The organism is Dapis hubbardiae BLCC-M172 (genome assembly GCF_050016015.1).
Classification (GTDB): domain Bacteria; phylum Cyanobacteriota; class Cyanobacteriia; order Cyanobacteriales; family Microcoleaceae; genus Trichodesmium.
The window spans coordinates 10,243-26,293 of sequence record NZ_JBNHEQ010000326.1; the positions used below are offsets into that span (position 1 = coordinate 10,243).

Here is a 16,051-nt window from a genome sequence, read left to right on the forward strand (position 1 = left end):
AACTTCAGTATTTAAAGCCTCCAAGTTCAGCCAGATATACTGATAACTGATAACTCAATTATGACAGCTATTCAAAAATCGAAAACAAGTCACAAACCAGGAGATATCTTTACTAAAGAAGAAACCTTGCAAATATTATACTTTGACAAATAAAATAGTTAAAATCCAAACAAACATTCTTATTTAAACCAGAAGAGAAAAACTCTAAAAAAACCAGATTATTTTGACCAAAAAATCGGGTTTCAAGCCACCATTTTCCTGGAAATGAAAAAAGTAAAATTCAGTTTTTAAACTCTCCAGCTTTAGCCAGAGATACTGATAAAAGAAAATAGTAAAGTCAAAACAAAAATTCTTATTTAAACCAGAAGAGAAAAACTCTAAAAAACAAGATTATTTTGACCAAAAAACATGGTTTCAAGCCACCATTTTCCTGGAAATGACAAAAGTAAACTTCAGTATTTCAAACCTCCAAGTTTAGCCAGATATACTGATAACTAATAAATGATAACTGATAACTGAAATGACTCTAGAAGTGCGTTATTCTCGTTCTTTTATCCAAGACCTTAAAGTCATAGAATCTGTTGCCTACCAGCAAATATATGATTTTGTTTTTATCAAATTTAGTCAAATAAATTATTTACAAGAATTACCAGAACTAAGACAACTTGGAACCAGTGGTATTTTCTACAGATTTACTGTGGACAATTATCTGATTGGTATAGAAGTAACAGGTCAAATTGTTAAATTTATCCGTATTTTACCAAAGCCAGAAATCTAGTCTTCTAAACTACAGATGGCAAACTAGCAAAAATACTAAATACACTAATTTTTATGGAATCAAAAGCACTCTGGCAACGCTATATTGACTGGCTTTACTACCACGAAGGATTAGGATTTTACGTTGACATAAGTCGCATTAAATTTGATGACTCTTTTGTTGAAACAATAAAGCCTAAACTTGAAAAAGCCTTCCAAGATATGGACGCCTTAGAAAAAGGTGCGATCGCTAACCCAGACGAAAACCGGATGGTTGGCCACTATTGGCTCAGAGATGCTGATATTGCTCCTACCCCCGAAATTAAACAAGAAATTGTCCAAACTCTGGAACAAATAGAAACTTTTGCCAAGAAAGTCCATAGTGGAGAAATTAAACCTGCTAATGTCCCCAAATTTACAGATATTCTCTCCATTGGTATCGGTGGTTCAGCATTAGGCCCCCAATTTGTCGCCGAAGCTCTTGGTCTTGATGACCCACCAATGGAAATACACTTCATAGACAACACAGATCCAGCAGGTATAGACCGGGTACTCCACAAACTCGGCGATCGCCTCAACAGCACCCTAGTTATAGTCATCTCCAAATCTGGAGGTACCCCAGAACCTCGCAATGGTATGATGGAAGTCAAAGCAGCTTTTGCATCTAAAAATTTAAACTTTGCTAGTCAAGCTGTTGCTACTACTACTCCTAATAGTAAACTAGGTCAAATTGCTAAATCTGAAGGATGGATAGATGTTATCCCGATGGCAGACTGGGTAGGTGGACGTACTTCCGAACTCTCCTCCGTTGGTTTGCTACCCGCAGCACTGCAAGGAATTGATATCCGGGCAATGCTTGCTGGGGCAAAAGAAATGGACGCAGTTACTCGCAAACATGAAATTAAAGCCAACCCCTCTGCTTTATTAGCCTTGAGTTGGTACGCCGTAGGTAATGGTCACGGGGAAAAAGATATGGTAGTTCTACCATACAAAGATAGTCTACTGCTATTCAGTCGTTATCTACAGCAGTTAGTTATGGAATCTTTAGGTAAGGAAAAAGACCTAGATGGTAATGTCGTCAACCAAGGTATTGCAGTCTATGGTAACAAAGGTTCCACAGACCAACACGCCTATGTACAACAGTTGCGAGACGGTGTATCTAATTTCTTTGTCACTTTTATCGAAGTTCTCGAAGATCGTCAAGGTACTTCTCCGGAAGTAGAAGCAGGGGTAACTGCTGGAGACTACTTATCTGGTTTTCTTCAAGGTACTAGACAAGCACTTTATGAAAATGAGCGAGATTCTATTACAGTTACTATTCCTAAAGTTAATCCTTATAATGTAGGAGCATTAATAGCCCTTTATGAGAGGGCAGTTGGTTTTTATGGCTCTCTAGTTAATATTAACGCCTATCACCAACCAGGAGTAGAAGCTGGTAAAAAAGCCGCAGCTACAGTGCTAGAATTACAACAACAGGTAATAAATATCCTCCAGCAAGAGGGAACTCCTCTATCTTTAGAAGAATTAGCTGAAAAAGCAGGAGCTGCTGATAAAATAGAAACCATCTACAAGATTTTGCGTCATTTGGCAACTAACCAAGAAGGTATTGTTTTCCATGGAAATCTTGGACAACCAGCTAGTTTAGCTGTAAGTTATACATAATAGTAGATAATATAGATAATATATTTTGCTCTTAGAATTGAGCATTAGTGGTAGGGGGTAAAAACATAAGATTAAATATTACCTAAAATATACTTTTTTTGAAAATTTATGATGGTATATACTTAAGCTTATTTTACCCTCAAAAGAGATAAGTTAATTTGCTACTAGATTTTAAGTCTCTGGAAAATATTAAGTAACAACCAAGGAGAATTTGCTCTTCAGTGAAGTAGGAACTTAGTCCCTAGTTTTATCCCCTAGATAAAGCTGACCAAAAAATTAGGTCAATAACCTCTCGTTTTAATGGGATAAAAAAATAAACTTCAGTATTTAAAGGCTCCTAATTCACCCAAAGGTACTCATAACTGATAACTGAAATGACTGATTTCCAAACTAAAGAAGGTTTTTAGATCGAAAAATGCCCTTAACAATTCTTGTTGTTGATGACGACTTAGGAACTAGGTTATGTGTTAGTGATTACCTAGAGGTATCTGGTTACTTAGTTGTCAAAGCTGAAAATGGTCAACAAGCTTTAGATTTAGTTGAGAAATCTCAGCCCCATTTGATTATTACTGATATTGCTATGCCAACAATGGACGGTTATGAACTGGTAAGACGAGTTCGGGCGCGTCCAAATTTTCGTCTCTTACCTGTAATTTTTCTAACTGCTCATACAAGTACACAGGACAGAGTGAAAGGTTATCAATTGGGGTGTGATATTTATTTACCAAAGCCTTTTGAATTAGTAGAGTTAGGAGCAGTAGTCCGCTCTTTATTAGATAGATATGCTCTTATTGCCCAAGCTTCACCTATAACTAATTCTTTACCTACTAATAGTCAATATTTGGCAACAGAAAAGATATCAAAATCTGATTATTCAGAAGCAGTATCTCAGTCAATTATCATAAATTCTCAGATTAGTTTAACCGCCAGAGAACAGCAAGTTTTGAGTCTCTTGCTGAATGGTCTTTCTAATGTTAAAATTGGCGATCGCCTACATTTAAGTCCCAGAACTATTGAAAAATATGTGAGTAGTTTATTGAGAAAAACTGATACTAACAATAGAGCTGAATTAGTCCGTTTTACTATGGAAAATTACCTGGCTAATTAATCTTAAATTCAAGGGAATAGGGAATAGTTAGAGGTGTTAAATTATCTGCATTTTTCCCAGTTAGGCGAATAAAAATCCCAACAAGGAGTGAACATTAATTTAGTTAGTATTTTTTGGTCTTTTTTGACAGGTTTAGCACCACTTAAACTGATGACACATCATTGATTATTCAGCAAGGTCTAATTAATAATTTTTCAGGTAAATAATCTCAAATTCAGCGATCGCGAACTACTATTTTATTTTGATTAATCAAATAATCTAATAGCCCTTCACAAGCATCTAAAAGTATCTCAATCACATAATCAAATCCATCTGAACCACCATAGTAAGGATCGGGTACTTCCTTAATATCAAAATATCTACAAAAGTCACACATGAACTTCACTTTATCCCTATATTTATCAGCACTATCTAAGCGAAGAACATCCCGATAATTTTCCTTATCCATTGTCAGAATTAAATCAAAATTATTAAAATCTTCTACTTGAAATTTACGAGCTGAACCTTTCAGATTAATACCTCTCATCTTAGCAGCATAAGTCATTCTAGAATCAGGAGGACTACCTACATGATAACCTCCAGTACCAGCAGAATCACAAACTATGCGTTGGCTCAAATTAGATTTTTCTATCAGATGATTCATAATATTTTCTGCCGAGGGAGAACGACAGATATTACCAAGACAAACAAATAATAGTTTATAAGGCATAAATTAATTTAGAATGCAGAATGTAGAATGCAGAATTATTAAATTTTTCAGAAATCAAAAAGACTAGGATAAAGCTTCTGAGTTAGTCTACTGTTATATTTTTTAGTTATCTAACTTAAAACCTGTCCTAGCCATCATTAGTATTTAAACTACATTCCAGGTAAATTTAAACCACCTGTCAACTCTTCCATACGTTCACGCATAGTAGCAGTAGACTTAGTATAAGCATCTAGCATTGCTGCTGTCACCAATTCAGAAATTACCTCTGCTCCTTCCCCCAGTGCATCTGGTGAAATTTCTACTCGCCTTGGTTCTTGGTTTCCACTCAAAAAAACCTTTACCAAGCCACCACCTGCTAACCCTTCAACTTCTAATTGATCTAGTTCTTCCTGAAGTTGTTTGGCTCCTTCTTGAACTTGTTGAGCTTTTTTAAAAGCTTCAGTTAGTTCTTTCATTTTACCTAAGCCGAAGCCAAAACCTTTTCCTTGTGACATAATTACTATTCTATGGTAAATCTTATTTGGTATTTGTTTGTTGCCATTTATAGATTCTGTATCAGTGATTGAGAATCTAATTTTATTTTGTGCTTGAGTAGGAGCTGATTAAAATGCTAACCTACGCAGCTATAGCATCATAGCATCTATCATAAAAATCATAACACTACATATAAATTTTTAGCGCTTGATTATAATGAATAAATTGACATTTATTTTCTTAATTTATCCAAGATTTCCTCAGACAATTAATTAATAATCTTAACCAAAAGCTCTTGATTGTTGCTCAACTTCCTTAACTATAGTAATTCATGGTTCCAGAAGGTGGGGAATCTGAAACTGCTGCTAATTTCAGGTACTTTAACCAATAAAAAAACGATGGTAATTTATTTTTTGTTGGGGATCTGAGTCATTGGCAGAAAAATTATCTTGGCACGGATAATTTCTGCATCTTTTATATTTTATTTGTACTCCTAAATTATGCAACTACTATCAAACACAAGTTATAATTTATTAGTATTATCAAGTTACTACTTGTGAAAAATCTCCCATAACTTTTACCTCTGGTTTTAATAACAAAGACCACTGCTTTTCGACCTGTTCTTGAACATGGTAAATTAGTTGTAAAATTTCGTTAGCTGTAGCTCCCCCACAGTTAAGAATAAAGTTAGCATGAAGGTGAGCAACTTGGGCCATACCTATTTGATAGCCCTTAAGTCCAGCTTGTTCAATTAACCAACCAGCCGGTTTTGGTCCAGGATTCCGAAAAACACTACCACAACTAGGTAAGTGATAAGGTTGGCTACTCCTGCGCTTGTGAAAATTTTCAGAAGTTATAGTTTTTACCAGAGCAGGCTTTTCCCCTGGTTGTAACTGAAAAGTAGCTTGAGCTACCACAATAGATTTACCCTGTAGCTTAGAATAGCGATAGCTGTATTCCAAATCTTGAGCAGACAAAATATCTATCTGACCATCAGGCAACATAACATGGGCATTCACCAATATATCAGCCATACATTTACCTTGTGCCCCAGCATTCATTACCACAGCACCACCAACAGTGCCAGGGATACCAACAGCCCACTCCAAACCTTGCCAGCCCATTTTTGCAGCCTTCCAAGCAAGACGTGGTAATGATTCACCAGCACCCACAGTCAGAAGACCTGTTTCTGGTTCAAAAGATATGTGACGGAGATTACGGCTACTAATAACTAATCCAGATAAACCACTATCGCTAACCAGCATATTAGAACCTGCTCCTAGCATAGTTATTGGTAATCCTTCAGAGTGAGCAAACTGAAAACTTGCTTGTAGTTGATCTAATCTTTTTGGTGTAACATACCATTGAGCAGGCCCTCCGACTCGGAAAGAAGTTAGAGGAGCTAGAGGAACATTAGACCTAATTACACAATCTGTTCCTAATAACGGGATAGGTTTATACTGCGGCCTTTTAGCTGAACTAGCTATGTGATAAGAGAGAGTCATGGTCATAACTAATAACTTGAATTATCGTAATTTAAACAAACTCTTTTAGAGTTATACCAATTAGATAAATATTTGCTACATATTGGTAGTCGGCTAGGAGGATGAGATATCCTATGGGTACTATAAGTCATATAGTACAGGAGATATATATTCAGGAATTGTCAAACCTGCTTCCTTGTTCTGTAATGAACCTTTAGCCTGTAAGATTATTTGATCGAATTGGTATTATTTAACTCAACTTAATCTTTTGCATTAAGCTATTTCACGCTTATACGACCTGGTAGTGAGGTAGTTGATAATATGCCATGAGTTCTGGGATAATGTGATTCAGGTTACCAGCACTAAGAAATATTGCCATATCCCTTGGTTGTAGAACTTCATGCAAAAATTTACTCACTAACTCTAAAGATGGTTGATAATAAACCTGTTGATGGTAAGTAGAAATTGCTTCAGCTACTTGTTGGCCATCAATTTGACCATCAGATGATTCTCCGGCACTGTAAATATCAGTAACAATAACCATGTCAGCGTCATTAAATGACTTAGCGAACTCCGAAAGAAAAGTCTGAGTACGACTATAACGATGAGGTTGGAATATAGCAATAACTCTTTCTATTGGCAATAAGTTATTTTGTTTGATGAGGGGTAAATTTGTTGTAAATATATCAGACTTTGGAGTTAATTCCTGACTTTTCCGTAAGCGAGCTGCAGCCAGAGTTACATTAATTTCACTAGGATGATGAGCATAGTCATCAATAAATACAATACCGTTACATTCTCCCCGATGTTCAAACCGACGATGAGCACCTTCAAATTTAGCGATCGCTGAGGCAATAGCAGAAAATTCTAAACCTAATAACCTACCTACTGCTACAGCAGCCAAAGCATTACTTAAGTTATGTTTACCTAATAACCCTAATTGTAATGTTCCCAAAAGTTGACCTTTTTCCCAAACACGAGTCGAGGTAAGATGAGCTTGATAATCTACACAATCTACTGTATAATCAGCCTCACTTTCAGGATTAATACTGTAACTAATAGTTGGCTGAAGTTTATCTTTAACTGTCGAGCAGTCAATACAACCTACTAAACTCTGACAATTTCCTTTAAATACTTGGAAAGTTTCGACAACTTGTTCTAAACTTTCATAATGGTCTGGATGGTCTAACTCAATATTAGTAACTACACCAATATGGGCAGATAATTTAACTAAAGAGCCATCTGACTCATCTGCTTCTGCCACCAGATAAGGACTTTCACCTAAACGAGCGTTACCTTCCCAAGCGTCTACTTCTCCACCAATAACAATGGTGGGGTCTAAACCAGTCTCTAAAAGCATAAACCCAATTAAACTGCTAGTTGTAGTTTTGCCATGGGTTCCCGCTACAGCTATGCTTTGATAATCCTGAATTAGAGCAGCCAATAAATCTGAGCGATGGAAAATTGGACATCCAAGTTCAACGGCTGCTTTATACTCGGAGTTTGTTGTATTAATTGCTGTTGAACAAACTACTTGTGGTAGTTGATAAATTTCTTGTTCTTGGTTATTTCCTACTTTAACATTGTGTTTTTTTGTCATTACTGCTCCTGTATTTACACGGAGATCAGTAGGGGATAAATTTGAATTAGAATTGTTTGACAGAGATAAATTTTGTTCTTCAGTAGTTTGTTGAAATAACTCTAAATTTTTGGCTTCTTGGCGCCAAAATATGTGCGCTCCTATTGCTTCTAAGCGTTTTGTTATATGGCTTGATTTTAGATCGGAGCCATAAGTAGGCAACTTGCGTTTAGCTAAAATATAAGCAAGAGCCGACATTCCGATGCCACCAATACCAATAAAATGAAATGGCTTACCACTTAAATCAACATATTTACTCATTAATTGCTCCTTACACACCACTCCGCGTCCTTAACACGCGACATCATACCAGGAATTTTTTTTTTTAGATAGAGTTTAGCAGTAATTTAGGAAAAACACTGGTTAGCCTCGTGAATAGTCTCTATCTGTTGTGATTAGTTTGTTTTATATCAAGTATTTACCCACTGGCCAGTATTTTTCCGGACATATCTGAAAAACAGATTGAGGATTAATCATCAGGATTTTTTCCCAAAAGAACAAATGTTTCTAGTAAGTAATCAGAAAAAAAAATTATCATTCAAAGTTAGTATTTGGACAACAGACCATTGAAAGATGTAGTAAGATTAAAAGTTCATACTTATCATTTAACTTGAGCAACATCTGCTTGTTAAAATTGAGGACATCGGTTGAGGTTGTAGGGAGAGTGCATGGGACGCTTCTATTGCTGAAGTCAGAAATCATCAAGTTCAATTTTTACCAAATAAGGTCTAAAGTCTCCCCTTTAAAGCTATGCTTTACCCATAACTCTTGAAACCCTTGTGTGGGGAGTGTAGGGAGTAAGAATTTTGTCTACAGCTCTCAAAAAAATGTATTTTTCAATACACTTTTCTTCGGAAAAAACCTATCCAAGACATATACATACCTTGTCTATTTTGTCAAGTTTTATCTTAAAGTAAAAGATGTGGGAAATGAATAGCCTTTAAAGGGGATAAAAAAAAGAAAATTCAGTGTTTCAAGGCTCCCTATTCCATTTAGGTACTGTTAACGAAGTTCCTCTGCAAGAGGCTAATTGATAAGTGAAATTGCCGTTACTGAAATATTGTGGTTTAAAGCGCCTCCCCTTTTAAGGGGATAATAAGTAAAAATTTTCCTGTTCGTCAATCCTCTTCTTTTCAAGGAGAGGTAATTCTAAATTCTACATTCTAAATTCTACATTCTTGAATAAATTTTAGAGCCTTGAGAATGTCCTAACGGCTCTGGCGACTGTGATACAACTTCAAACTGTTAGGTTATGACACTGCCTATAATTTTTATTTAGTTGATTATTAAGTCAGCTAAATATTTGCTTTAATAAATTACTTGGGATCATAATTAACCTACAAAAAAATTATCAAATTACCATTTTGCTGTATGATAATCCTCAAGGTTAATTTTCTTTTAAGTTCTCCTGGCTAAAATTCATATCATTTCTTTAAAAGTAAGGGATTTGGAATCAAGCCATGGCAGAGTTTAAATCTGAAATAAATATCTGAAACTATCAATAAGTAACCCGTGGGGCAGCATGGGGACTTAATCAATTAAGTCGGAATATATCTACTTAAATAGATAGATTTACCGAAAAACCGATACTGAAACTTTTTTATCAGTGTGTGGAACTGTCTAAAAATTTCAATTTTACAAGCTATTATTAGGAGGTAAAAAGTGGTTAGAGTTGCTATAAATGGTTTTGGACGGATTGGACGGAATTTTTTACGTTGCTTACTTACTCGTACAGATAGCAAACTGGATCTTGTAGGTATCAATGATACTTCTGACCCTAAAACCAATGCTCATCTGCTAAAGTACGATTCAATGTTGGGTACTTTAAAAGGTGTAGATATTAGTTCCGATGAAAATTCCATTACAGTCAATGGCAAAACAATTAAATGTGTTTCTGACCGTAACCCTTTAAATTTACCATGGAAAGACTGGGGTGTTGACTTAATTATTGAGTCTACAGGTGTATTTGTAACTGAGGAAGGAGCTTCAAAGCATTTACAAGCTGGAGCTAAAAAGGTTTTAATTACTGCTCCTGGTAAGGGTGGACAAGTTGGTACTTTTGTGGTAGGTGTTAATCACCAGGATTATAAGCATGATGATTATAATATTGTTAGTAATGCCAGTTGTACAACTAACTGCCTAGCTCCTATTGTCAAGGTTATAAACGACAACTTTGGGATTATCAAAGGCACAATGACTACAACCCATAGTTATACTGGCGACCAACGTATTTTAGATGCTAGCCACAGAGATGTAAGACGGGCCAGAGCTGCAGCAGTAAATATTGTGCCAACTTCTACAGGTGCAGCTAAAGCAGTGGCTCTAGTAATTCCAGAAATGAAAGGTAAATTAAATGGTATCGCGATGCGTGTTCCTACTCCTAACGTTTCTGTTGTAGATTTAGTAGCTCAAGTTGAGAAAAAGACTTTTGTTGAACAGGTAAATGAAGTTATAGAGGCAGCTGCTAATGGACCAATGAAAGGAATCATTGAATACAGCGATTTACCTTTGGTTTCTAGTGACTATCGTGGCCATGACTGTTCTTCCATTGTTGATGCGAGTCTGACAATGGTTATGGATGGCGATATGGTAAAAGTTATTGCTTGGTATGATAATGAGTGGGGTTACAGTCAGCGTGTTGTAGACTTGGCTGAAGTTGTAGCACAGAATTGGGCTGCTTAATTATTAAATGGTTTAGGTCAAAAGCCTCCCCTTGAAAGGGGAAGAAAAGAAAATTTTTTCCTTGAGCGTCAATCCTCTCCCTGTTTAGGGAGAGGTAATTATTAATTGTTAATTGTTAATTGTTAATTGTTAATTGCTGAAGGAGGCAAACCTATAAACCTAGTTTTTTCGTAGATGTCTATTGTTAGAAACAACGATTTATGCTATATTCATGGTTTGATGTATGTAAGTCCTAAGAATCAAAGAAAAAACTTTTTCAAAAATGTTGAAATGCTTGGCTAAGTGCAAGTTCCTCGTTTGGGTAGATTTCTTGGCTATCTATTAATAAGATGTCGGTTTCGTCTGTGGTTGTACCCACTATGGCTGCACCGACTCCAATTTTTTCAACTAATTTTTGGCCATAAACTGGTGGTAGACATAAAACTAACTCGAAATCTTCTCCTCCATATAGCGCCCAGTTTAATGCTTTTTCAGATGAGACAAATTTAGTCAAGGAAGGGGGAATGGGAATTTGATTTCGTTCAATTCTGGCACCTACCTGAGATGCTTGACAAATTTGAATAATTGCATCTGCTAGACCATCACTACTATCCATTCCTCCTACTAAGATGGGATTTTTACTATCCTCTGCACCACTAAAACTATTTAAAGATAAGCATTGCCATAAAATTGTTAAAATGTCAAACCTTGGTTTGGGACGTTGGTGAGCCAAAATTAGGGCAGAGCGTTCTGCTTCTGTGAGAGATTGACCTAGTTCTGGATGAAGTAATAATTCTAACCCAGCCCTTGATGCTCCATGGACTCCAGTAGCTACTATCACATTTTGGGGTTGACAATTGGAACGAAGAATAGTATTTTCAGGAGCGACTTGTCCGAAAGCAGTAATTGAGATGGTAAGGACGGGCGATCGCACAATGTCTCCACCAACTATAGGGGTATTGTATGGCTGTAAGCATTCAGAAATACCTTTGTAGAGTTGTTCTACCCAAGTAACTGGTGTATCGCCAGTTAAACCAAGAGCGATCGTAATTCCAATGGGGAATGCCCCCATTGCTGCTAGATCGGATAAGTTAGCAGCAGCACTGCGCCAACCTACATCAGCAGGAGAAGTTGTGCGATCGCTAAAATGTATTCCATCGACGAGTGTATCAGTTGTTACTACTAATGATTTATTGGGTTGAGTCAGCAAAATTGCAGCATCATCCCCAATAATATCTCCTGGGCAAAAACGGTGTAATCTTTTTAAAAGTCCTTGTTCGCTAATATCTTTAACTTTAAGCATGAGAATATATCCGTAATTATAGCTTTTTTCATGTTAATTACAGTACGCTATTAAAGCAACCTGAAAATATCTAAGATGGGAAAAAAGGCTGTTGCTTCCTTTCAGCTAATCAAATTGATGAAACTTCCTCAAGGCTAAATTACGATCGCAGTATTTACTGCGATCTATTAAATGGAATTATTGACCCACCTGACATATCTTCAGAGTATTCAATGACAGAGTTAACAAACAGTCTAACTAGGATTCGCTATATAGTATTATAGCGCTAGGGAATAGGGAATAGGGAATAGGGAATAGGGAATAGGGAATAGGGAATAGGGAATAGGGAATAGGGAATAGGGAATAGGGAATAGGGAATAGGGAATAGGGAATAGGGAATAGTAAACTGTCAAATGGTTTTCCTACGGAATGCTGCGCAAACAGGATTTAGAAATGTCAAGAGCCTTAATAAGTAGCGCTATATAATGAAATAATAAGCACTATATTAAAAAAACCTCAACAGCACTGTTAACCTGTGGAATGTAGGATAATTTTTTGTTGAGAGCAGAGTTGCAAAAGGGAGTCACAGTGTTCCATATCACTTCGCGATCGCTACTCAAGCACAATTATATCAAATCCGCTTGGCAACGGAAGCGTTATAAGAAACCAGGTTTGTGGGAGGTTAATGGTAGGGACGTATCGCTGCGCGACATGTTTTGCTGGCGCATAACTCCGTTAATGGCTGTCACCGACATGTTTGCGGAGCATTCCGGAACGGAAAACGCATTTTTGCCTGTGCAACATCCCTACAAGGAGACTTGAGACAAACCCGGTTTCTCTGGTTTTTTATACCCATACTACCGGATTTGATATTAATTATTTTTTAACTACTATATTGATGGAAAATTTGATTATTTCTAGGTGGCTTGTTAATTTCCCAATTTCACCATAATCTAGATTTAGAGAATCTAGAAATCATCTTACTTGGCTGGTAAATTCTGGATCAAAACTAATAATTAATACACTGAACTCTTATTCATCTAAATCCCTAGAAAGAAAAATATTAGATTTAGCAATAAGTTTTACACCGTAACTCAGAAATAGACTTATAGTATGTTAGGATTTTTAGTATCATCTTAGGCAATAATTATACAGGATAGTTTGGTAAAAACGATATAATTAAAATGTTTTTTTTGACTGTCGGAAAAATAAATATTACTTTTGCATATTTATTTGTTTTTTGTTAGTATATAAACTAAGTATATCGTTAGTTGAGAGAATAGTTGAGATGCTGCGAATCTTAAAGTTAAGTAACTGTAATATTAGTCCAAATTTAATTTTTAATAAATAAAATCAACAAATATTAAGAATTATGTAAAAGATTAATAAAAGTTAATTATAAAGCAGAGTTATTGGCAAAAATTAAGACAACTATTCGGCAGAAATAGTGTTGTAAGCTACTTTTTTTTCAGTGTAAATAATAAATGATAGTTTACAGAACCAGGTAAAAGAGGACTTCTTAACATTACTTTAATAAATTTCTTGATCCATGAAACCAAGAATAATAGTCTGTGGCTTGGGTCGTACCGGCTACAAAATATTTCGTCTATTAAGACAGCAGGGTGCAACAGTTGTTGGCATTAGTGATCGCCCACTCCGTGGAGAGGGTTCAGAAATTATCGTCGGCAACTTTCGTTCAGCATCTACTTTATTAGCAGCAGGCATTCAAAGTGCCCATACTCTGGTTTTAGCAGGTAAAGAAGAATCTGTTAATTTGGCCGTCTTAATGTTAGCAAGGATTCTTAATCCTAAAATTCGGATTATCAACCGTCTATTTAATACAAGTTTGGGCGATCGCTTAGACCATACCCTAACTGACCACACAACAATGAGTGTGTCAGCTTTAGCAGCTCCAGTGTTTGCTTTTGCAGCATTGGGTAATCATGCTATTGGTCAGCTACGTCTATACAATCAGACCTGGCCAATGCACGAAGAATTGATCGATCAGAATCATCCTTGGTTAGGTCGTAAGATCAGTTCGCTTTGGGATGATCGTTCTCTGATGTTAATTTACTATATACCAGTCACAGATCCAATCGATCTAGTCTCTGCAGTAGTAAAAGAACGAGAGTTACAGGTAGGCGATCGCCTAATTATTGCCAGCAAACCTAGTGTGCGAACTCGCAGACAAAGTTTGATTCACAACTTCTTCAAAATATTTGCCAGACTCAGACAATTTCAGCGACATAGTAAATCAGCAGTAATTCTCAATTTAGCTCTTTTAGTAACTGTCTTAGTTTGTACTATTACTTATATCAGTATTAATCTGAATAATAGTTTTGTTGATTCCCTATATTTTACTGTTGGTATGATTACAGGAGCGGGGGGAAATGAAAAAATAGCAGAACAAGCACCAGGTAGTATCAAAATATTTACTTCCATAATGATGCTTGTGGGTACAGCGATCGTCGGTATTTGTTATGCACTCCTAAATGACTTTGTATTAGGTACTCGTTTTCAAGAATATTGGGATGCTGCTCGCATTCCTCTGCGTAATCATTATATTATCTGTGGGTTTGGTGGAATTGGTTTACATATTGCCCAGCAACTTGTTGCTAGTGGTTATGAAGTAGTAATAGTAGAGCGTAATCCTAACTGTCGATTTCTCAATAGTGCCAGATCGATGAAAATTCCCGTAATTGAGGGAGATGCAAGTTTATCTACGACCTTAGAAGTTGCCAATATTGAAAAAGCTGAAGCTCTATTAGCTGTAAGTGGTAATGATATTGTTAACTTAGAAATTGCTCTGAGTGCGAAAGGTCTTGTACCAAAAATACCTGTTGTCGTGAGAAATCAAGATCCGCACTTAGCCCTAATGGTGCAACAAGTATTTGAATTTGAGTCTGTACTTAGCCCCACAGAATTAGCTGCTCCTGCTTTTGCTGCTGCAGCGATCGGTGGTAGAATTCTGGGCAATGGAATTACGGCAGATAGTTTGTGGGTAGCATTAGCAACTTTAATTACACCAGGACATCCTTTCTGTGGCAAAGTTACTCAAGATGTGGCTCATACTGCCGACTTTGTACCCTTGTATATAGAAAGCAACGGTAAAGAAATTCATGGTTGGGATTTGCTGACTGCGACTTTGAACTCTGGTGATGTCTTATACTTAACGATGCCAGCGAATAGACTAGACCAACTTTGGAGAAATGTGCCTATACAACTAATAAGTAATGTAGTTGAATAAACAGAAAACCCCATAAATAAATTTTTAAATTTTTCTATAAATTTTTAGGGGTGATTAACTGTTGAACTTAAACCAGAGAAAATAATTGTCAAATGTAGAAAAATCTTGTAATACCAATTTGAAAAATTGCTGCTATGGCAAAACCTTTATTTGGTAAGGATTTCCAGCCACTCATTTGTAACATTATCACGACTTACGCAAAGAGACTATATATAGCGCTTACTAATTTAGGCGATCGCTAACGTAGAGCTTCCGCTTTTCATGTCACGTTTTCCGTTCCGGAATGCTCCGCAAACATGGCGGCGACAGCAGAAAAGCGAAACGCTTAATTTTTTATAGCGATCGCCTTCCACGCATACCCTATGTTGCTTACCACTATCCTGACAGCGGACAATCTCTATTTTTTGAGAGGCATTGCTGAATAAATGTTTGATTGGCTATGAGTCAGAAGTCAGTCATCAGAATTCAGTAGGTAGAAAAGAGTTTTTCGGTAACTTCTGATAGAAGAAATAGGTATAATTTGCATTATATGTTTTGGCTTAAAATTTACCAAAAGTTTAATTTCATACCGTGTTTCATCAACGCTTTTTAATATAATTTTTTATTAATAACTGTATCATCAAAAATTAAATAACTATCTTCAGTTGTTGCAATTTCAGACTGTACATTTTGCCACACAATTTCTGTCTCGTCTTTCAACATTCTTCAAATACCGATTAATTTGATTGTGGCCAACTTTTTCCAGATTGTCCGCAAGATTTGTGAGAGTGTAATTTTTCTCACTACTTATTAAATACTCACAATATTTTATATAATTAAAGCCCATTTGGCCAATGGAAAAATCTCAAATCAATTAGCTTCATTTTATGATATGGTATTAAATTTATTTGTCTAAAATCATACTGTGTATAGCTTTGAGATTTTTAAAATTTATGGTTTATACTCTTATGTCAGGTCTCTGATAAACACCGTTATAATACCAATTCCCATGCATTAAGGCTATACTTGAGTGACACTTCAGTTATCAAG

Annotated in this window: 10 protein-coding genes; 5 read left to right on the top strand and 5 right to left on the bottom strand. The window is 36.1% G+C overall.

The annotated features are described in order from the left end of the window. The first annotated feature begins 520 nt into the window (after window positions 1-520). The 3 genes from ACP6PK_RS30395 to ACP6PK_RS30405 all read left to right on the top strand — a co-directional run bounded on the left by ACP6PK_RS30395 (window position 521) and on the right by ACP6PK_RS30405 (window position 3,526). Entirely contained in the window at window positions 521-778 is a 258-nt protein-coding gene (locus ACP6PK_RS30395) for a cytotoxic translational repressor of toxin-antitoxin stability system (RefSeq protein ID WP_094672711.1), read from the top strand. A 53-nt stretch (window positions 779-831) separates the two neighbouring features. Continuing rightward, the gene (locus ACP6PK_RS30400) at window positions 832-2,418 is read left to right on the top strand and encodes a glucose-6-phosphate isomerase (protein WP_426565341.1); all 1,587 of its coding nucleotides are present in this window, start codon (window positions 832-834) and stop codon (window positions 2,416-2,418) included. A 415-nt stretch (window positions 2,419-2,833) separates the two neighbouring features. Continuing rightward, window positions 2,834-3,526: a response regulator transcription factor gene (locus tag ACP6PK_RS30405; protein ID WP_094672709.1), complete on the top strand. Its 693-nt coding sequence runs from the start codon at window positions 2,834-2,836 to the stop codon at window positions 3,524-3,526. A 214-nt stretch (window positions 3,527-3,740) separates the two neighbouring features. On the opposite strand, the gene ACP6PK_RS30410 is transcribed toward ACP6PK_RS30405, so the two are convergent. The 4 genes from ACP6PK_RS30410 to murC all read right to left on the bottom strand — a co-directional run bounded on the left by ACP6PK_RS30410 (window position 3,741) and on the right by murC (window position 8,093). Then, complete coding sequence (locus ACP6PK_RS30410) at window positions 3,741-4,235, bottom strand: low molecular weight protein-tyrosine-phosphatase (protein WP_426565343.1); 495 nt, start codon at window positions 4,233-4,235, stop codon at window positions 3,741-3,743. A 149-nt stretch (window positions 4,236-4,384) separates the two neighbouring features. Beyond that, on the bottom strand, window positions 4,385-4,729 hold the full coding sequence (locus ACP6PK_RS30415) for a YbaB/EbfC family nucleoid-associated protein (RefSeq protein ID WP_426565345.1): 345 nt from the start codon (window positions 4,727-4,729) through the stop codon (window positions 4,385-4,387). A gap of 522 nt (window positions 4,730-5,251) precedes the next feature. Next, window positions 5,252-6,220, bottom strand: a complete 969-nt coding sequence (gene murB / locus ACP6PK_RS30420) for a UDP-N-acetylmuramate dehydrogenase (RefSeq protein WP_426565347.1) — start codon at window positions 6,218-6,220, stop codon at window positions 5,252-5,254. A 262-nt stretch (window positions 6,221-6,482) separates the two neighbouring features. Then, a complete protein-coding gene (murC, locus tag ACP6PK_RS30425; RefSeq protein ID WP_426565349.1) occupies window positions 6,483-8,093 on the bottom strand; it encodes a UDP-N-acetylmuramate--L-alanine ligase in 1,611 nt (536 codons plus the stop codon). A gap of 1,401 nt (window positions 8,094-9,494) precedes the next feature. Between murC and ACP6PK_RS30430 the strand changes: the two genes are divergently transcribed. After that, on the top strand, window positions 9,495-10,514 hold the full coding sequence (locus ACP6PK_RS30430; protein WP_426565351.1) for a type I glyceraldehyde-3-phosphate dehydrogenase: 1,020 nt from the start codon (window positions 9,495-9,497) through the stop codon (window positions 10,512-10,514). Between the two features lie 256 nt (window positions 10,515-10,770). Here ACP6PK_RS30430 and thiL read toward each other — a convergent pair whose 3' ends face one another. Continuing rightward, complete coding sequence (thiL, locus tag ACP6PK_RS30435) at window positions 10,771-11,796, bottom strand: thiamine-phosphate kinase (RefSeq protein ID WP_426565353.1); 1,026 nt, start codon at window positions 11,794-11,796, stop codon at window positions 10,771-10,773. Between the two features lie 1,528 nt (window positions 11,797-13,324). On the opposite strand from thiL, the gene ACP6PK_RS30440 reads away from it, so the two are divergent. Beyond that, window positions 13,325-15,022: a potassium channel family protein gene (locus tag ACP6PK_RS30440; protein WP_426565355.1), complete on the top strand. Its 1,698-nt coding sequence runs from the start codon at window positions 13,325-13,327 to the stop codon at window positions 15,020-15,022. Window positions 15,023-16,051: the final 1,029 nt, after the last annotated feature.